A 17,969-nucleotide genomic window follows, 5' to 3' on the forward strand; every position below is an offset into this window, starting at 1 on the left:
ACAGTAGTTAAGCTCTCCAGCGCCTATGGTAGTTGGGGCCTTGCCCCTGCGAGAGTTGGACGTTGCCAGGCAATTATAAAGGACTTATCTTAGTTAGCATACTAGGGTAGGTCTTTTTTCTTGTTTAGGAAAATGAAAAATCGCTTGATATGGTTATACAATAACAGCTTACCAAATGTGTATAGATGGACCGAGTGAGACATAATCATTACTGAAACTGAGGTCAATCTGTAAGGTCTCACTGTTTCTATATAATACAAACATTACTATCAATAAAAAAATAATAGAAAAGAAGAATATATTTTTATAGATTGGTAATAATGAAGGTAGGAGGTGTTAGAAATGGGGAGAAATCAAACAAAAGCGAAATGTGGTATTTGTGAACAAGTTAAAGAAGATGGATACTATATTTATCATATGTATATCTGTGCAACATGTGAACAAGCGATTATTCATACTGATCCGACAGATGAATCCTATCATTTGTATGTTGATAAATTAAAAGCAATTAATCATTCACTTAATGTATGACGATATATAGATGGAAATAAATAATACGATGTACATGTGTCACTTTTATAGTGATTATTTTTTTGCCATTACCTTATAGTGATAAACATAGGTATCTTTTTTCAGATGAACATAGATAGTATATAATGAATGTGAACAAGTTTCTTTGTTTTTTAACAAAATGTTTCACGTGAAAAAAGTGTTTTTGTCGAATGGGAGTGTTTCTTTGGAGATAAATCAGGACAGATTACCATTATATGAGAAATTAATAGAACATACAAATAAAAATCCAATTTCACTTCATGTTCCAGGGCATAAAAATGGCGGGATCAAAACAATAAAGGGACATACTATCTTCGGAGAATTAATGAAATTAGATCAAACAGAGATTACAGGATTAGATGATTTACATGCTGCTGATGGAGTAATTAAGGAAGCGCAGCATTTAGCAGCAGAATGGTTTGGTGCAAAGGAAACATTTTTTTTAGTGAATGGCAGCACTGTAGGTAACTTAGCAATGATTCTTGCAACATGTAAAGAAGATGATTATGTATTAGTGCAAAGAAACTGCCATAAATCCATTATCAATGGATTGGAATTAGCAGGTGCGAAACCTATTTTTCTAGCTCCGAATTATAATAAAGCCGTAAATCGATTGGTAGAACCAACTATTGAAACTGTTCAATATGCTTGTAAGAAGTATAGCAAAGCAAAAGCCCTCATTCTGACCTATCCAGACTATTTTGGTCACACATATCATTTGAAAGACTATATTACGATTGCACATCAGTATGATATCCCAGTCCTTGTGGATGAAGCACATGGTTGCCATTATTCGATTCCTTATTTTAATAAACCATCTGCAATATCGCTAGGTGCAGATATGGTTGTTCAATCTGCACACAAAATGACACCAGCTTTAACAATGAGTGCATTTTTACATATTGGAAAAGGGAGTAGAATCAATGAGGAGGAAGTGAAGTATTACCTACAAATGCTTCAATCTAGTAGCCCGTCCTATTTAATGATGGCGAGTTTGGATATTGCGAGACATTATTTAGCGTTGTATACATATGAGAAATATAAAGACGTAACTAAATACATTCATCAAGTGAAACAACTTTTTCAAGAAATAGAGAATTGGCTAGTAGAAATAAGTGATGATCCGTTAAAAATCATACTAAAGCCTAATCATACCTCAACTAAATTGATTGCACAATTATTGGAAGAGGAACAGTTGTATCCAGAGTTGATAACAAACCAAGATATTCTACTTATATTCGGATTGGAAGAAACAGTAGCAATAAGTGAATTAGAAAAGCGATTAGATAGAATAAAACAAAAATTAAAGAGGATCAAGCGAGCGGAACAACCGCATGAGCAAATTCAAGGTCATTTGCTATATCAAACACAAGAATTGGTATTATCTTATAAAGAGATGCGTACAAAGCAAATGACGTGGGTAGATTTAGATGCTAGTATAGGGTGTGTTGCAGCTGAAGCAATCATACCATATCCACCTGGTATCCCAATTATATTAAAAGGTGAAAGAATTCATTCGATACATATAGAACAAATTAATTATTTACAAAATAATCACATCACATTTCAGCCATATAAACATATTAAAGGGTTAAATGTATTTAAAGGAGAATAAATGATGCAAGGTGCTTTTATCACATTTGAAGGTGGCGAAGGAGCAGGTAAATCTACTATTATTGAAAATATAGCTACACGTTTAATAGCAGATAATTATGATGTTATAGTAACAAGAGAACCTGGCGGAATTCCGATATCAGAAGAAATTAGAGAAATCATACTAGATAAAAAAAATACAATGATGGATGCAAGAACAGAAGCGTTATTATATGCTGCTGCAAGAAGACAACATTTAGTAGAAAAAGTAATTCCAGCATTACAAAAAGGCAAAGTGGTCTTATGTGATAGATTTATTGATAGTAGTCTTGCATATCAAGGTGTAGCAAGAGGACTTGGGATGGATCAAGTGTATCAAATCAATCAATTTGCAATAGAAGAGTATATGCCTCATTTAACATTATTACTTGATATTACTCCTGAACAAGGGTTAGCTAGAATTAAAGCAAATGGATTACGTGAAGTAAATCGGTTGGATGTAGAAGAAATGTCCTTTCATCAAAATGTGTATGAAGCATATCATCATTTATTAAAAAAGTTTCCTGAAAGAATAAAGAAGATTGATGCTAGTTCTGCTATAATAAAGGTAGAAGAACAAACATATCATGTTATTACTAACTATTTAAAAGATACAAACTAATATTTCAAGTGTCTATAGAAAAAAGGAGGCGAATATAGTGAAATTAATTTTGGCAGTGATTCAAGATAAAGATAGTAATCGGTTGATTGATGCATTAGGTGAGAGGAATTTTAAGACGACCAAATTATCTTCAACTGGGGGATTTTTGAAAGAAGGAAACACAACACTTATGATTGGGTGTGAAGATCAAGAAGTAGATGATGCGCTTCAAGTAATCCAAGATAATTGCAGTCAACGTAAACAAATGGTTTCACCTGTCTCCCCACTGGGAGGGAATGCAGATTCATATATCCCTCGGCCAATTAATGTAGAAGTTGGTGGTGCTACAGTCTTTGTTGTACCTGTAGATGCTTTCCATCAATTTTAGCATATGAGGAGGCATGTTGAATGAAAATTAGCCAAGATATGCGAACACAGTTAGAGGCTATGAAAAGAAATGAAGGCCAAAGGAAATCATCCAATCAACAATTTCAACAAATGGTTCGCTCACAAGCAAGCCAATTAAATGAAGCTGAATTGGGTAGGCTCATGTCTGAAATCACGGTACAAGGGAAGAAGATTGCAAGATTTCGTTCCTTTAAAGACCTAGCAGCATATAAACGCTTGGTTAAGCGATTCTTAAAAGAAACAGTCGATTATGGATTAGAGATAAAACAATCGCATAGTTTTCTATTGGATAGTGACCACAGGCAATTAAGTGTAGTAGAAGAAATAGATGCAAAATTAGTTGAGTTAACAGAAACCGTATTAGACCGTGAAAAAAACTCTATACAAATTCTAGACTTAATTGGTGAGATTAAAGGATTACTGATTAATTTATATACGTAAGTAGAAATAGTTTGTACAGAAAGAGGATAGATTAGCAATATGAATCTATCCTTTTTCCAACATGTATGAAGAAAGTAGGACTAATCATGAATACTAGTTGGGAAGAGATGGAACAAAGCCAACCTGTTGTTACGAAAATGGTAACAAATAGTATTGTAAAAAACAGAATATCACATGCGTATATTTGCTTTGGTGATTATGGTACACCAAAAAGAGAATTTGCCATATTATTAGCAAAAAGTATTTTTTGTAAACAAAGGATAGGAGTCGAACCATGTCAATCATGTACGGATTGCAAAAGAATTGATAGTGGAAATCACCCTGACATACATGTTATTATCCCAGATGGTGCTTCTATCAAAACAGACCAAATCGCACATTTAAAAAAAGAATTCAACTACACAGGGTTAGAATCAAATAAAAAAGTATATATAATTGAACAAGCAGATCAAATGACAGTAAATGCTGCGAATCGTTTATTAAAATTCTTAGAAGAACCTAGTCAACAAACGACTGCCATATTGTTAACAGAGAATAGCCAATCCATCATCCCTACTATTCGCTCACGTTGCCAATTACTAGCATTCCAGCCACTTAATCAAGAACAACTAGAAAATAAACTAAAGGATGCAGGTATAACAGAAGCAAATGCAAGGATCTTAGCAACATTCTCACAAAATTTTGATGAAGCAATAGAAAGAAGTAAAGATACTTGGTTTGCACAGGCAAGAAAATTAGTGGTACAATTAGTTGAACTACTTCAAAATAACAAAGACGAAGTGCCGATATTTGTGCATACACAGTGGATGCCACATTTTAAAGAAAGGAAGCAGTTACAAGAAGGATTAGATTTATTACTTGTGCTGTTCCGAGATATGGTACATTTCCAAATTGATGCGAAAGCTTCTATTGTATTTAGCCACCAATTAGATAAAATAGAACAAGCAACAATGAATTGGTCGATGGAAGATATAACGAATGATCTTACATTGATTATGGAAGCGAAAAGAAAGCTCGAACAAAATGTACATCCACAGTTAGTTATAGAACAATTAACACTTCAAATATAGAGGTGAATAGAAATGATAGAAGTAATTGGAGTTCGCTTTAAAAAAGCGGGTAAAATATATTACTTCGATCCAGGAGAGTGGAATTTTACTACAGAAGATTATGTAATTGTAGAAACTGTCCGTGGGGTCGAATTTGGTAAGGTAGTTGTTGCGAATAAATGTATAGATGAAGAAGATATTGTTCTACCATTAAAGCAAGTTATTCGTATGGCTGATGATAAAGATAAGCATATTGTGCTAGAAAATAAGGAAGTTGCCGATGAGGCTTATCAAACATGTCAAGATAAGATAAGAGAACATGAATTGGATATGAATCTAGTTGATGTGGAATATACATTTGATCGCAATAAAGTAATTTTTTATTTTACTGCAGATGGACGTGTTGATTTCCGTAATTTAGTAAAAGATTTAGCATCTGTTTTTAAGACTCGAATCGAATTAAGACAAATTGGTGTAAGAGATGAAGCGAAGTTGCTTGGAGGAATAGGGCCTTGTGGTAGAATGTTATGTTGTTCTACATTTTTAGGGGATTTTGAACCTGTGTCTATTAAAATGGCAAAAGATCAGAACTTATCCTTAAATCCATCAAAAATTTCAGGGCTATGTGGTCGACTGATGTGTTGTCTAAAATACGAAAATGATGATTACGAGACAGCAAAAAAAGAATTGCCAGATTTAGGCGAGCACATTACCACATCATACGGCAAAGGAAAAGTAGTAGGACTGAATATTTTAGAGCGTGTGATACAAGTAGAAATTCCATCTAAAGAACGTGTAATCGAATATACTTTAGATGAGTTAATAGAAGAAGGAATTATTAAAACCCAGGTTGTAGAATGATGGGGTGAATAATAAGTGAATAAAAAGGAATTATTTGAACAAGTATCAGATATGGAAGAACAAATCGGTCAATTGTATCAACAATTAGGAGATTTGAAACAACAATTACGAGACATTCTAGAAGAGAATCATCGCTTAGAAATGGAAAACCATCATTTAAGAAAACGGATGGATAATGAAGAGAGTAATGATCAAAAAGATGCGAATCAAGCAGAAACAGATATGACCGTTGGAGAAGGCTATGATAATTTAGCACGTCTATATGAAGAAGGTTTTCATATTTGTAATGTGCATTTTGGAAGTCCAAGACAAGACGGAGATTGTTTATTCTGCTTACTATTTCTTAATAAAACGAAATAAATGCTTGATAGAGGAGGCTGACGCAATTGTGTCAGCCTTTTCTAAAACACGGAAGGGAAGAAAGTTTGTGAAAGTGTGTTTGAAAGATGATGAGCGTATCGATGATTTGCTAGCAAATGAATCCATGAAGATCATTCAAAGTCCTTCTGCATTTGCTTTCTCGTTAGATGCAGTACTGCTCGCAAATTTCGCTAATATTCCTAGAAAAAAGGGGAAAATTATTGATTTATGTACAGGAAATGGTGTGATTCCACTTCTTTTATCTAAACATACGAGTGTCCCTATTGCAGGAGTGGAAATTCAAGAACGTTTATATGATATGGCATCTCGAAATGTTGCCTTAAATAACTTAGAAAATCAAATTGAAATGCTACATAAAGATATCAAGGATATGCCATCTGTTATCCAAAACAATAAATATGATTATGTGACAGTAAATCCACCATATTTTCAAACAGAGCATAAAGACCATCTGAACAAAAATGATTACCTTACGATTGCTCGACATGAAATTTATTGTACATTAGAAGATGTGGTAAGTGTGTGTAGCCATATCGTGAAATCTGGCGGAAAAGTAGCAATGGTACATAGACCTGGGCGCATTGTAGATATCCTAACATTGTTCAGAAAATATAAATTAGAACCAAAACGTCTCCAGTTCGTTTATCCGAAGTATGGAAAAGAAGCAAATATTGTATTAATTGAAGCAATTCGCGATGGAAAAAGTGATTTAAAGTTACTCGAACCATTATATGCCTTTACAGAGGATGGAAATTACACAACAGAATTAGAAGGGATATTGTATGGCAGAAAGTAAACATTATGTCTACATATTGCGATGTAAGGATGCAACTTTATACACTGGCTACACAACTAATGTCGAACGAAGAGTTAAGATGCATCAAAATGGGAATGGGGCAAAATATACAAGGGGACGTGGCCCTTTCACCGTTGTATTTCAAAAGGAATGTGAGTCAAAGTCAGAAGCATTACAATTAGAGGCAAGGATTAAGAAATTAACAAGATATCACAAAATGAAGCTCATTTTAGAAAATGAGAAAGAAAGGTTTGTCATGAATGAGAATTCAAAAGAGCTTTCAGAAGGATGATCAAAAAGGAACTTTATATATTGTACCAACACCAATTGGTAATCTAGAAGATATAACGATGAGAGCATTACGCATATTAAAAGAAGTCGAATTCATTTTAGCAGAAGATACAAGAAATACAGGGAAATTACTTCACTATTTTGAAATAAAGAAAACGATGATATCTTACCATGAACACAACAAACTATCAAGAGAAGAACAAATTATTGATAAATTGTCGAATGGTTCAGATATTGCGCTTGTAAGTGATGCTGGTATGCCTGGTATATCTGATCCTGGCTATGAGATTATACAAGCAGCAATAGAAGCAGATATTACGATTGTCGTATTACCAGGTGCAAGTGCAGCTATATGTGCATTAGTCGGGTCAGGCTTACCGACAGACCATTTTTATTTTTATGGATTTTTACCAAGAAAAAATAAAGAGCGGAAACAAGCATTATCTTATTTGCAACAACTAGAAACCACTTTTATTTTATATGAGTCACCACATCGCTTAAAAGATACATTAATGGATTTAAGAGACACGCTCGGTAATTGTAAAATAAGTATAGCAAGAGAGCTAACAAAGAAATTCGAGGAGTTTATTCGTGGGGATTTAGAGGAAATTGCACAATGGGCAAGTGACCAAACATTTAAAGGTGAACTGTGCCTCGTTATTGAAGGGAAAAAAGTAGATAAAGTCAATTGGTGGGAAGAATTATCGATTGAAGAACATATTACACTCGTTATGAAGGAAAATGAAGTTTCTAGTAAAGAGGCAATTAAACAAGTTGCAAAAGACAGAGACCTTCCAAAGCGAGAAGTATACCAAATATATCATCGATGAACCAAAAGCGAAAGCGCCCGATAAGAAACGTAGAGACTGGAACGCAACAACAGAAATAAAGGAATCACGATGAGGGACGAATCGATGATGACTTATTGATAGTTGATGCGTGAAGTCACCAAGTTTCTGGGCGATTGAGCTGGATGAACCAAAAGCGAAAGCGCCCGATAAGAAACGTAGAGACTGGAACGCAACAACAGAAATAAAGGAATCACGATGAGGGACGAATCGATGATGACTTATTGATAGTTGATGCGTGAAGTCACCAAGTTTCTGGGCGATTGAGCTGGATGAACCAAAAGCGAAAGCGCCCGATAAGAAACGTAGAGACTGGAACGAATCAACGTTAAAATTAGTCTACAAGTATTCATTTTATAAATTCCTAGCTCATAACAAAAAGCTTCAGCAGTCCACAAACTAGACGCTGAAGCTTTAAATATTACTCAAAATTGTATTATTTGTTTAATTTCTTTTGGATTTCTTCAATTAGCATATTTGCACCTTCTGGGCTTAATACTAATTTTCCATCTGCTAATGTTAAGTTATTATCAGAGATGTCACCAGTAATATGACAAGTCATATTTGCTTTATATTTTTGTAAAACGATTCTTTCATCGTCTACATAAATTTCTAAAGCGTCTTTCTCATTAATTCCTAATGTACGACGAAGTTCGATTGGAATAACTACACGACCTAACTCGTCCACCTTACGTACGATACCTGTTGATTTCATATTTATTCTCCCCTTTTAACATTTGTAATAAAATAAATTCGTCATTATTCGACACCTATAGCGTAATAATACCATTAGTTGCCATTAATGTCAAACTGAAATGTACTTATTTTTCAATTATTTATAAAAAAATGTAAGTTACGTAAAATGGGTGTATGTATTGGGGAGAATTTAGTTATATTGAGGAAAAAAGCACAATAATAATGGAAAATTACTTTAAAAATCGCTACAATAAAAAATAGACTGATTGATAGCGAAATGATTGGAAGAAATGTAAGCAGAATGAAGGAGGAAAGAAAATGTCGAATAATAATAAGAAAACATTTTATATTACGACACCTATTTATTACCCAAGTGGCAATCTACATATTGGTCATGCATACAGTACAGTGGCTGGAGATGCAATGGCGAGATATAAACGTTTACGAGGCTTTGATGTAAGGTATTTAACAGGTACAGATGAACACGGTCAAAAAATCCAGAAAAAAGCAGATGAAGCAGGTGTGACACCACAGGAATATGTCGACAATATTGTGAGTGGAATTAAAGGCTTGTGGAAGAAACTTGATATTTCTTATAGCGATTTTATTCGTACAACAGAAGAAAGACACAAAAAAGTTGTCGAAAAGATTTTTGCTCAATTATTAGAACAAGGGGATATTTATCTAGATCAGTATGAAGGAAGCTATTGTACATCATGTGAATCATTCTTTACAGAAAGACAATTAGACAATGGTCGCTGTCCAGATTGTGGAGGACCTGTCGACAATGTAAAGGAAGAATCTTATTTCTTCAAAATGAGTAAATATGTTGATCGATTATTAGCATTTTATGAAGAAAATCCAGAATTTATTTCTCCAGAGAGTCGAAAAAATGAAATGATTAACAACTTCATCAAACCAGGACTAGAGGATTTAGCTGTTTCTCGTACTACATTTGATTGGGGAATCAAAGTACCTGGTGATCCAAAACATGTAATCTATGTATGGATTGATGCTTTATCTAACTATATTACTGCATTAGGCTACGGGACAGATGATGATCATCTTTATCAGAAATATTGGCCAGCAGATGTGCATTTAATGAGTAAGGAAATTGTGCGATTCCATACTATTTATTGGCCAATTATGTTAATGGCATTAGATTTACCTTTACCGAAAAAAGTATTTGCACATGGTTGGATTTTAATGAAAGATGGAAAAATGTCTAAATCTAAAGGAAATGTTGTCAATCCAATTGATTTAACAGATCGTTATGGATTAGATGCACTACGTTACTATTTATTACGAGAAGTGCCATTTGGCTCTGATGGTGTATTTACACCAGAGGGATTTGTTGATCGTACGAATTATGACTTAGCAAATGATTTAGGGAATTTATTAAATCGAACTGTAGCTATGATTGACAAATATTTTGATGGGGTAATTCCACCATTTAAACAAGAAGAAGATACATTTGACGTAGAATTAGAACAATTAGCTAGAGAAACGATAACAGAAGTAGAAAAGGCACTAGATGAGATGAGCTTTTCTGTTGCATTAACACATATATGGAAATATATAAGCCGTACAAATAAATATATTGATCAAACAGAACCATGGGTACTTGCTAAAGATGAAAGTAAGAAAGAACGTCTTGGCAATGTTATGGCACACCTTGTTGATAGTCTACGTAGAACGGCAGTATTATTACAACCATTTTTAACAGAGACACCTGAGCGAATTTTTGAACAAATCGGTGTAACAGATTCTGCTACTAAGACATGGGATAGTTTGTCTCAATTTGGGGTAATAAGTGATGGAGCTTCTGTTGTGAAAAAGAATCCAATCTTCCCACGTTTAGATGTAGAAAAAGAAGTACAAGAAATTAAAGATTTAATGAAAGCTCCAACACCTGAGAAGAAAGAGAAAGAAACAGAAACAGAGCAAAAAGAAGAAATCACGTACGATGATTTTATGAAATTAGATTTACGAGTAGCAGAAGTGATTCAGGCAGAGAAAATGAAGAAGGCAGATAAGCTCTTGCGTATTCAATTAGATTTAGGTACAGAGAAACGTCAAGTTGTATCAGGAATTGCCAAATTCTATACACCAGAAGAGCTTGTAGGAAAAAAAGTAATCTGTGTGACGAATTTGAAACCTGTGAAGTTACGCGGAGAATTATCACAAGGGATGATTTTGTCAGGTGAAGACAGTGAAGGGAACTTATCATTAGCAACAGTCGCGTCTGATTTACCGAATGGCTCTGTTGTAAAATAAGAAAACAGTACAACGCTTATCTGAATGAGATAGGCGTTTTCCTTACTGTTTATAAATTTGTTAATGTGAGTAAAAGTAATACTATAGGAGGATGTATATGTTATTTGATACACATGTCCATTTGAATGTACATCAATTTGATGAAGATCGGAAAGAAGTCATTACACGAGCAAAAGAAGCTGGGGTTACACATATGGTAGTTGTTGGATTTGATCATGAGACAATTCCAAAAGCAATAGAACTAGCAGAGGAAAATGAGCATATGTATGCAGCAATCGGATGGCACCCAGTTGATGCAATAGATTTAACGGAGAAAGAATTAGCATGGATAGAGGAATTAGCTGAACACCCAAAAGTGGTTGCGATTGGAGAAATGGGATTAGACTATCATTGGGATAAGTCACCAAAGGATATTCAAAAAGAAGTATTTAGAAAACAAATCGCTCTAGCAAAAAGAGTAAAGTTACCGATTATTATTCACAATCGTGAGGCAACAGAGGATATTATTCGTATATTAGAAGAAGAGAATGCACATGAAGTTGGTGGCATTATGCATTGTTACAACGATTCCGTTACTTATGTCGAGAAGTGCTTGGCGATGAATTTTTATATTTCATTAGGTGGACCTGTAACATTTAAAAATGCTACATTGCCTAAAGAAGTAGCAAAAATCGTTCCTGCTGATAAGTTATTAATTGAAACAGATTGTCCCTTCTTAGCACCACACCCAAATCGTGGCAAGAGAAATGAACCGGCATATGTCTCCTTAGTAGCAGAAAAAATTGCCGAATTAAGAAATGTAAGTTATGACGAATTATGCCAACAAACTACAGAAAATGCCAAACGACTTTTCCAAATTAATGGATAGAAAAACAAGTTGTCACTATTGTTACGTGAATGTAAAGAAACTGAAATATTTCTTAAAAAAGAACAGAGAAACCATTGATACACATAGGTTTCTCTGTTCTTTTTTACCAAAAGGGTATGTTGACAGTTCAGAAAGGTCTTTATATAATACAACGGCGAGAAGAAGGAGGGGTGATTCGTTCATGAGACGAGTATTTAATTTGCAAAAACTCTTGAATAACAAGGACTTCATCTATGCATTAACTTTAATTATAGTAATTGGCACTATTAGTTTTTTATTTTATGAATTGACAAAGGTAGAAGTTACTGTTGTCCAAGAAGATGAGCAAATGGCAATCCGCACACATGCAAAGACTGTCGAAGACGTACTGAATGAACTAGCTATTGATGTACACCAATATGATGATCTTTCTCACGAATTAGATGAATTAGTGACACGAGATATGAAAATAGAACATACTATTGCTAAAAAAGTCATTGTAATGGAAGATGAACAAGAGACGACATATTATACAACAGCAGAAACAGTAGCAGATTTTTTAGAAAAAGAAGCTATTGCATTATCTGAACATGACAGTATTTCACATAATAAAGAAGAAGCAATCAAAGACAATCTAAACATACATATTGATAAAGCATTCGAAGTGACAATTAATGATGCAGGCAAGAAAGAGACAATATGGACAACTGGTGGTACGATTGCGGAATTATTAGCAAACAATGATGTGGAATTAACAGAATTAGACCGTGTGGAACCAAGTAAGGATAAGGAAGTATCTGAGTCATTAGAAATTGACGTTACAAGAGTAGAGAAGGTAACAGATATTGTAGAAGAAGAGGTTGATTTTGCTATTGTCAAAAAGAGTGATGCATCGATAAAAAAAGGAACGGAAGAAGTTGTAACAAAAGGGGAAAAGGGCACGATTGAGAAGCATTATGAAGTCGTGTTGGAAAATGGAAAAGAAGTATCCCGTGAATTGCTAAAAGAAGAAACCGTAAAAGCAGCAAAAGAGCAAGTGGTTGCAGTAGGAACGAAGGAAGAGTCAAAACCAGTTGTGACAACTACCGTTGCTAAAGCAGCAACAACGACAGAAGATGTTCAAACACTAGCATCAAGAGGGACAGAAGAAGATGGTGTGACGACGCTATATATGCATGCTACAGCATATAATTGGGATTGTGCTTCCTGTGATGGGAGAGGACTAACATCAACCGGTTATGATTTAAAAGCAAATCCGAATGGCGTAGTATCTGTTGACCCAAATGTAATCCCGCTAGGCACGAAAGTATGGATTGAAGGGTATGGCTATGCAATTGCAAGAGATACAGGTGGAAACATTAAGGGAAATCGTATTGATGTACATTTACCAACAATTCAACAAGCTCGTGATTATGGTAGTAAAACAGTCAAAGTGAAAATATATAAATAAGATGTGGAACTGATGAGGATACTCCTTATCAGTTTTTTTCTTTACAAATTCAACCTATGCTATAATAATGTAAAATCGTTCCTAGACTGGAATGGGGGATAATAGGTGAAAATAAAAGAAGTAATCGTTGTGGAAGGAAAAGACGACACAGCAAAAATTAAACAAGCATTAGATGCAGATACAATTGAAACGAATGGCTCTGCAATTAATAAAGAGATACTACAACAAATTAGCCATGCTAAAGAGAAGCGTGGTGTCATTATATTTACAGATCCAGATTATCCAGGCCAACGAATAAGACAAATTATTGAAGAACACGTTCCAGGATGTAAGCATGCATTTTTGGCAAAAGAAGAAGCACTGGCAAAGGGAAAAAGAGGTCTTGGGATAGAACACGCATCGGTCTTTGCAATACAATCGGCCCTATCTAAAGTGTATGAATTAGCGAACCCTTTAGAAAGTGACATAACAAAAAGTGACCTCATTGCATATGGATTAATTGGGTCCGCTAAGTCTAAATCAAGAAGAATCGAACTTGCTAAGCATCTACAAATTGGTTATGTAAATGGGAAGCAATTATTAAAGAGGTTGCAAATGTTCCAAATTGAAAAGAAAGAATTAGATCGCGTAATGGAAATAGTCATACAGGAGGAAATGAAATGACACAACAAAAGGCAATTGCTACACCAAAGCGTACAAAGGAAATACTAGATAAGTATGGATTTTCCTTCAAAAAAAGTTTAGGTCAAAATTTTATTATAGATGTGAATATTCTAAAAAACATGATGCAAGTTGCAGGCATTACAAAAGATGTGCATACAATTGAAATTGGACCAGGTATAGGTGCATTAACAGAGCAGTTAGCGGTTCATTCTGACAGTGTATTGGCTTTTGAGATTGATCAAAGACTATTGCCAATCCTTGAGGATACATTACAGGAGTACTCAAATATAGAAGTAATCAATCAAGATATTCTAAAAGCAGATGTGAAAAAAATCTGCCAAGACAAATGGCAAAATCAGAAAGAAATCAAAGTGGTTGCCAATTTACCTTATTACATTACTACGCCGATTTTAATGCAACTACTACTAGCTAAATTACCGATATCAAGCATTACAGTAATGATTCAAAAAGAAGTGGCTGAACGTATGGCAGCAGTTTCGAATACAAAAGAATATGGCTCCCTATCTATTGCAATACAATATTATACGAAAGCAAAAATTGGGATGATTGTACCTAAGACCGTTTTTATGCCACAACCACGTGTGGATTCTAGCGTCCTTCATTTAGAGATGAGAGAAGAGCCGCCAGTATCTGTAATCAATGAAGACTTTTTCTTTACGTTTGTACAAGCTTGTTTCCAACAACGTCGAAAAACATTACGGAATAATGTATCAAGACATTTTAAGGAATCAATGACGAAAGAAGCAATCGAACAAGTACTTGTAGATTGTCATATTGATGGTACAAGACGTGCGGAGGCACTAGTAATGGAGGAATTCGCCATGCTTGCTAACCGCTTTTATCAATGTATGCAAGAAGAAAGGTAATACTATCCGTCTATATGTTTAGATAAGGTTTAATTGGAATCTATCTACCATAAGAAATAGATCATTTACATATTTTTTGTAATTATAGCCATACTACCATTGAATTGAGCGGTGAATGAAACAGTATACTCACAATTCGAATCAAAAAATCTGATTTTTTAATTGACAGAGGTTAAATATTATTGTTATAATATTTCATTTGACTATTGGACAAGAGTGTAGTATACTAGATGTAGTGAGGTGGAGTGTATTGGCTAAAACATTGGTTGAAATCAAACAGGGTCTAGATGGAAATGTTGGTAAACGTTTAAAAATTAGAGCTAATGGTGGTAGAAAGAAGACAATCGAGCGTTACGGTACACTAGCGGAAACTTATCCTTCTGTGTTTATCGTTGAGTTAGATCAGGAGGAAAATGCATTTGATCGAGTTTCTTATAGCTATGCGGATGTTCTAACTGAAACAGTTGAACTTAACTTTATGGATGAATTAGAAGCAGTTGTAAGTGAGCAGTAAACAAACATCATTGTTTACTGTTTTTTCTTTGTCTAAAAAAGAGAGATATCTTTTCCCCATCTATATCTGTACGGTAGATATTAGCTGTATAGGCTTGTTTTGCATAGAATAGGACATGCAATCAAGGTAAAACTATAGATGTCGTAACAAGACGACAGAAAGGAAGTATCTTCTATGAGCAGAAGGCGTAGTATAATGTCTGAACAGTTTAAGGAAGAGCTTGCGAAAGAGTTAGGATTTTACGACAAAGTGAAACAACATGGTTGGGGCGAAATAACGGCAAATGAAGCAGGTAGCATGGTAAAAAGGGCTGTACAAATGGCAGAAGAGAGTCTAAGAAATCGGGACAAAACCTAAGTAAGGTTTTGTCCCTTTACATTATTTATGGTATCTTTACATAAAGAAAATGTTTGTAAGTGAATTAAAGTAGGTGACAAGAAATGTATACAGCAGAAAAAGCGCCAGCTAAAATCAATTTAACACTAGATGTGTTGTATAAACGACCTGATCAATATCATGAAATAGAAATGATTATGACAACAATTGATCTTGCTGACAGAATTGAATTATATGTGTTAAGTGATGGGAAAATAAAAGTAGAATCAGAAAGTAGATTTATTCCGAATGATGAACGTAATTTAGCATATCGTGCTGCAAAATTGCTTAAAAAGCGTTTTTTGGTAACAGATGGTGTACGTATCAAAATCGACAAACAGATACCAGTAGCAGCAGGTCTCGCAGGCGGAAGTAGTGATGCTGCAGCAACATTAAGAGGACTTAATCGGTTGTGGAAATTAAACTTATCAACAGAGCAATTAGCAGAATTAGGAGCTGAAATTGGATCGGATGTCTCCTTCTGTGTATACAACTCTACTGCATTAGCAAAAGGTAGGGGAGAAATCATTACAGAATTGCCTGCACCTCCTCCATGTTGGGTAGTGTTAGCCAAACCGGCTCAAGGTGTTTCTACACAATCAGTCTATCAATCATTAAATTTGGACAAGATTACTCATCCAGATACGAATGGTATGTTAAAAGCAATTGAAAATAGCGATTATAAAAATATATGTGCGAATCTAGGTAATGTACTAGAGACAGTAACACTACCAAAGAACCCAGAAGTAATGCAAATAAAACAACAAATGTTAAAGTCTGGTGCCGACGCTGTATTGATGAGTGGAAGTGGACCTACTGTATATGGTCTTGTGAAGCATGAATCTAGAGCAATACGTATTTATAACAGTTTACGGGGTTTTTGTGAAGAGGTACATGTGGTTAGAATGTTAGGAACTAGACAAACACTTGATTAAATCCGTATAAAATGTTATATTTACGTCATAATATTCGGATTTAGAGGTGTAGTAATGAAAAGAAGCGAACGTTTAGTCGCAATGACCAATTATTTGATAGATCATCCTATGGAGTTAATCTCCTTGCCGTTTTTCTCAGAAGTATATGGTGCAGCAAAATCGTCTATTAGTGAAGATTTAGCAATCATCAATCGTATTTTTCGAGAAGATGGTATTGGATATTTAGCATCTATCTCAGGAGCGGCTGGAGGAGTGAAATATATCCCTCATGTATCTGAGACGAAATCGACGCACATCATTGATGAACTATGTACACAATTAGAAGATCCGGCTAGGATATTACCTGGTGGATACTTATTTATGAGTGATGTTTTAGGAAACCCAAATACTGTACGTAATATTGGTCGCTTGTTTGCATCTAAATTTGCTGATTTAAATATTGATTCCATTGTCACAGTGGCAACGAAAGGAATACCGCTTGCCTATGCTGTTGCTGAGTTTTTAAATGTACCTGTCATTATCGTTAGAAGAGATCCAAAAGTGACAGAAGGATCAACAGTGAGTATTAACTATGTCTCAGGCTCATCTAAAAAAATTCAAACAATGGTTTTATCCAAACGAAGCTTAAATTCTGGAGCTAATGTTTGTATTATCGATGATTTTATGAAAGCTGGCGGCACAATTAATGGTATCAAGAATCTATTGGAAGAATTCGATGCCAATGTAAAGGCAATAGGTGTGTTGGCAGAAGCAGAAGATGAAGAAGAAGAACGTGTTGTAGATGAATACGTCTCGCTTGTACGAATCAAAAATGTAGATGATACAAAGAAACAAATCGAAGTAGTAAAAGGAAATTATTTTCAAAATTAACGATATAAAACGCTCATTTGTTCATTCATTTAGGATGAAGCAAATGAGCGTTTTTTTATAGAGAAGGGTGCATCATTTGGGATTATTTTCTAGTTAGATTACCTTAAATTCAAAAAATTCAAAAAAAATATTTTTTTTTCAAAAAAAAGAAGGAATTTACGATTTTATGTTGAATTTAAATACTAAGTTCTTAAAAAGGGAAAAGGTGGTGAAACATAGTGGAAGTAACTGACGTAAGATTACGCCGCGTGAATACCGATGGAAGAATGCGAGCAATCGCATCTATTACATTAGATCACGAATTTGTTGTACACGATATTCGTGTCATCGATGGGAATAATGGTATGTTTGTAGCAATGCCTTCTAAACGTACTCCAGATGGAGAATTTAGAGATATTGCACATCCGATTAATTCTGGAACGCGCTCTAAAATACAAGAAGCGGTTTTAGAAGAGTACCATCGTGTAGGAGAAGATGAAGAAGTTATTGAGTTTGAAGAAGCAGGTGCTTCTTAAGATGCGTAAAAGCCTAATCTAACTAGATTAGGCTTTTTTCAATTATATAATCATCTCACTGTTATTAAGTTAGAAAAAAT

22 protein-coding genes are annotated in these 17,969 nt (G+C 34.6%); 21 read left to right on the forward strand and 1 reads right to left on the reverse strand.

The features are described from left to right. The first annotated feature begins 342 nt into the window (after positions 1 to 342). From ACFOZ1_RS16015 to rsmI, 11 genes are all read left to right on the forward strand, one after another. Positions 343 to 531, forward strand: a complete 189-nt coding sequence (locus ACFOZ1_RS16015; RefSeq protein WP_390200894.1) for a sigma factor G inhibitor Gin — start codon at positions 343 to 345, stop codon at positions 529 to 531. Between the two features lie 205 nt (positions 532 to 736). Beyond that, positions 737 to 2,167: an aminotransferase class I/II-fold pyridoxal phosphate-dependent enzyme gene (locus ACFOZ1_RS16020; RefSeq protein WP_390200896.1), complete on the forward strand. Its 1,431-nt coding sequence runs from the start codon at positions 737 to 739 to the stop codon at positions 2,165 to 2,167. A 3-nt stretch (positions 2,168 to 2,170) separates the two neighbouring features. After that, entirely contained in the window at positions 2,171 to 2,806 is a 636-nt protein-coding gene (gene tmk, locus ACFOZ1_RS16025; RefSeq protein ID WP_390200898.1) for a dTMP kinase, read from the forward strand. A gap of 37 nt (positions 2,807 to 2,843) precedes the next feature. Next, on the forward strand, positions 2,844 to 3,173 hold the full coding sequence (locus tag ACFOZ1_RS16030; RefSeq protein WP_390200899.1) for a cyclic-di-AMP receptor: 330 nt from the start codon (positions 2,844 to 2,846) through the stop codon (positions 3,171 to 3,173). 20 nt (positions 3,174 to 3,193) lie between these two features. Then, entirely contained in the window at positions 3,194 to 3,634 is a 441-nt protein-coding gene (locus tag ACFOZ1_RS16035; protein ID WP_390200900.1) for a YaaR family protein, read from the forward strand. 86 nt (positions 3,635 to 3,720) lie between these two features. Next, a complete protein-coding gene (holB, locus tag ACFOZ1_RS16040; RefSeq protein WP_390200902.1) occupies positions 3,721 to 4,704 on the forward strand; it encodes a DNA polymerase III subunit delta' in 984 nt (327 codons plus the stop codon). A gap of 12 nt (positions 4,705 to 4,716) precedes the next feature. Beyond that, entirely contained in the window at positions 4,717 to 5,544 is an 828-nt protein-coding gene (locus tag ACFOZ1_RS16045) for a PSP1 domain-containing protein (protein WP_390200904.1), read from the forward strand. 15 nt (positions 5,545 to 5,559) lie between these two features. Beyond that, positions 5,560 to 5,904: a DNA replication initiation control protein YabA gene (gene yabA / locus ACFOZ1_RS16050; RefSeq protein WP_390200906.1), complete on the forward strand. Its 345-nt coding sequence runs from the start codon at positions 5,560 to 5,562 to the stop codon at positions 5,902 to 5,904. Positions 5,905 to 6,028: 124 nt separating this feature from the next. Next, positions 6,029 to 6,721 (forward strand): tRNA1(Val) (adenine(37)-N6)-methyltransferase, encoded by a 693-nt coding sequence (locus tag ACFOZ1_RS16055; RefSeq protein ID WP_390200988.1) that lies wholly within the window; start codon positions 6,029 to 6,031, stop codon positions 6,719 to 6,721. After that, positions 6,708 to 7,013: a GIY-YIG nuclease family protein gene (locus ACFOZ1_RS16060; RefSeq protein ID WP_390200908.1), complete on the forward strand. Its 306-nt coding sequence runs from the start codon at positions 6,708 to 6,710 to the stop codon at positions 7,011 to 7,013. Before ACFOZ1_RS16055 ends, ACFOZ1_RS16060 begins: the two co-directional genes overlap by 14 nt. Further along, positions 6,982 to 7,842, forward strand: a complete 861-nt coding sequence (gene rsmI / locus ACFOZ1_RS16065) for a 16S rRNA (cytidine(1402)-2'-O)-methyltransferase (RefSeq protein ID WP_390200909.1) — start codon at positions 6,982 to 6,984, stop codon at positions 7,840 to 7,842. Before ACFOZ1_RS16060 ends, rsmI begins: the two co-directional genes overlap by 32 nt. A 454-nt stretch (positions 7,843 to 8,296) precedes the next feature. Here the strand turns inward: rsmI and ACFOZ1_RS16070 are convergent, their stop codons facing one another. Further along, positions 8,297 to 8,575: an AbrB/MazE/SpoVT family DNA-binding domain-containing protein gene (locus ACFOZ1_RS16070; protein ID WP_390200910.1), complete on the reverse strand. Its 279-nt coding sequence runs from the start codon at positions 8,573 to 8,575 to the stop codon at positions 8,297 to 8,299. A 299-nt stretch (positions 8,576 to 8,874) separates the two neighbouring features. On the opposite strand from ACFOZ1_RS16070, the gene metG reads away from it, so the two are divergent. The 10 genes from metG (at position 8,875) to spoVG (ending at position 17,889) form a co-directional block, all read left to right on the forward strand. Beyond that, the gene (gene metG, locus ACFOZ1_RS16075; RefSeq protein WP_390200912.1) at positions 8,875 to 10,833 is read left to right on the forward strand and encodes a methionine--tRNA ligase; all 1,959 of its coding nucleotides are present in this window, start codon (positions 8,875 to 8,877) and stop codon (positions 10,831 to 10,833) included. A 97-nt stretch (positions 10,834 to 10,930) separates the two neighbouring features. Next, a complete protein-coding gene (locus ACFOZ1_RS16080) occupies positions 10,931 to 11,701 on the forward strand; it encodes a TatD family hydrolase (protein ID WP_390200913.1) in 771 nt (256 codons plus the stop codon). A 181-nt stretch (positions 11,702 to 11,882) separates the two neighbouring features. Then, the gene (locus ACFOZ1_RS16085; protein ID WP_390200914.1) at positions 11,883 to 13,130 is read left to right on the forward strand and encodes a ubiquitin-like domain-containing protein; all 1,248 of its coding nucleotides are present in this window, start codon (positions 11,883 to 11,885) and stop codon (positions 13,128 to 13,130) included. A gap of 105 nt (positions 13,131 to 13,235) precedes the next feature. Further along, positions 13,236 to 13,793, forward strand: a complete 558-nt coding sequence (gene rnmV, locus ACFOZ1_RS16090; RefSeq protein ID WP_390200916.1) for a ribonuclease M5 — start codon at positions 13,236 to 13,238, stop codon at positions 13,791 to 13,793. Beyond that, positions 13,790 to 14,680, forward strand: a complete 891-nt coding sequence (rsmA, locus tag ACFOZ1_RS16095) for a 16S rRNA (adenine(1518)-N(6)/adenine(1519)-N(6))-dimethyltransferase RsmA (protein ID WP_390200918.1) — start codon at positions 13,790 to 13,792, stop codon at positions 14,678 to 14,680. The genes rnmV and rsmA overlap by 4 nt, the downstream gene beginning before the upstream one ends. Positions 14,681 to 14,930: 250 nt before the next feature. Then, the gene (gene veg / locus ACFOZ1_RS16100) at positions 14,931 to 15,194 is read left to right on the forward strand and encodes a biofilm formation stimulator Veg (RefSeq protein WP_390200920.1); all 264 of its coding nucleotides are present in this window, start codon (positions 14,931 to 14,933) and stop codon (positions 15,192 to 15,194) included. 174 nt (positions 15,195 to 15,368) lie between these two features. Further along, entirely contained in the window at positions 15,369 to 15,551 is a 183-nt protein-coding gene (locus ACFOZ1_RS16105) for a small, acid-soluble spore protein, alpha/beta type (protein ID WP_390200922.1), read from the forward strand. An 83-nt stretch (positions 15,552 to 15,634) separates the two neighbouring features. Further along, on the forward strand, positions 15,635 to 16,504 hold the full coding sequence (gene ispE, locus ACFOZ1_RS16110; RefSeq protein WP_390200924.1) for a 4-(cytidine 5'-diphospho)-2-C-methyl-D-erythritol kinase: 870 nt from the start codon (positions 15,635 to 15,637) through the stop codon (positions 16,502 to 16,504). A 54-nt stretch (positions 16,505 to 16,558) separates the two neighbouring features. After that, positions 16,559 to 17,374, forward strand: a complete 816-nt coding sequence (gene purR, locus ACFOZ1_RS16115; RefSeq protein WP_390200926.1) for a pur operon repressor — start codon at positions 16,559 to 16,561, stop codon at positions 17,372 to 17,374. Positions 17,375 to 17,592: 218 nt separating this feature from the next. Continuing rightward, the gene (gene spoVG / locus ACFOZ1_RS16120) at positions 17,593 to 17,889 is read left to right on the forward strand and encodes a septation regulator SpoVG (RefSeq protein ID WP_390200928.1); all 297 of its coding nucleotides are present in this window, start codon (positions 17,593 to 17,595) and stop codon (positions 17,887 to 17,889) included. Positions 17,890 to 17,969: the final 80 nt, after the last annotated feature.

This window comes from Gracilibacillus marinus, assembly GCF_042651725.1.
Classification (GTDB): domain Bacteria; phylum Bacillota; class Bacilli; order Bacillales; family Amphibacillaceae; genus Gracilibacillus; species Gracilibacillus marinus.

Coding starts and splice junctions, on each gene's coding strand:
- rsmA (WP_390200918.1), top strand. CDS start 13,790: ATGACACAACAAAAGGCAATTGCTACACCAAAGCGTACAAAGGAAATA.
- ACFOZ1_RS16015 (WP_390200894.1), top strand. CDS start 343: ATGGGGAGAAATCAAACAAAAGCGAAATGTGGTATTTGTGAACAAGTT.
- rsmI (WP_390200909.1), top strand. CDS start 6,982: ATGAGAATTCAAAAGAGCTTTCAGAAGGATGATCAAAAAGGAACTTTA.
- ACFOZ1_RS16035 (WP_390200900.1), top strand. CDS start 3,194: ATGAAAATTAGCCAAGATATGCGAACACAGTTAGAGGCTATGAAAAGA.
- ACFOZ1_RS16085 (WP_390200914.1), top strand. CDS start 11,883: ATGAGACGAGTATTTAATTTGCAAAAACTCTTGAATAACAAGGACTTC.
- purR (WP_390200926.1), top strand. CDS start 16,559: ATGAAAAGAAGCGAACGTTTAGTCGCAATGACCAATTATTTGATAGAT.
- ACFOZ1_RS16055 (WP_390200988.1), top strand. CDS start 6,029: ATGAAGATCATTCAAAGTCCTTCTGCATTTGCTTTCTCGTTAGATGCA.
- metG (WP_390200912.1), top strand. CDS start 8,875: ATGTCGAATAATAATAAGAAAACATTTTATATTACGACACCTATTTAT.
- ACFOZ1_RS16060 (WP_390200908.1), top strand. CDS start 6,708: ATGGCAGAAAGTAAACATTATGTCTACATATTGCGATGTAAGGATGCA.
- ACFOZ1_RS16080 (WP_390200913.1), top strand. CDS start 10,931: ATGTTATTTGATACACATGTCCATTTGAATGTACATCAATTTGATGAA.
- holB (WP_390200902.1), top strand. CDS start 3,721: ATGAATACTAGTTGGGAAGAGATGGAACAAAGCCAACCTGTTGTTACG.
- tmk (WP_390200898.1), top strand. CDS start 2,171: ATGCAAGGTGCTTTTATCACATTTGAAGGTGGCGAAGGAGCAGGTAAA.
- ACFOZ1_RS16105 (WP_390200922.1), top strand. CDS start 15,369: ATGAGCAGAAGGCGTAGTATAATGTCTGAACAGTTTAAGGAAGAGCTT.
- ispE (WP_390200924.1), top strand. CDS start 15,635: ATGTATACAGCAGAAAAAGCGCCAGCTAAAATCAATTTAACACTAGAT.
- ACFOZ1_RS16070 (WP_390200910.1), bottom strand. CDS start 8,575: ATGAAATCAACAGGTATCGTACGTAAGGTGGACGAGTTAGGTCGTGTA.
- ACFOZ1_RS16045 (WP_390200904.1), top strand. CDS start 4,717: ATGATAGAAGTAATTGGAGTTCGCTTTAAAAAAGCGGGTAAAATATAT.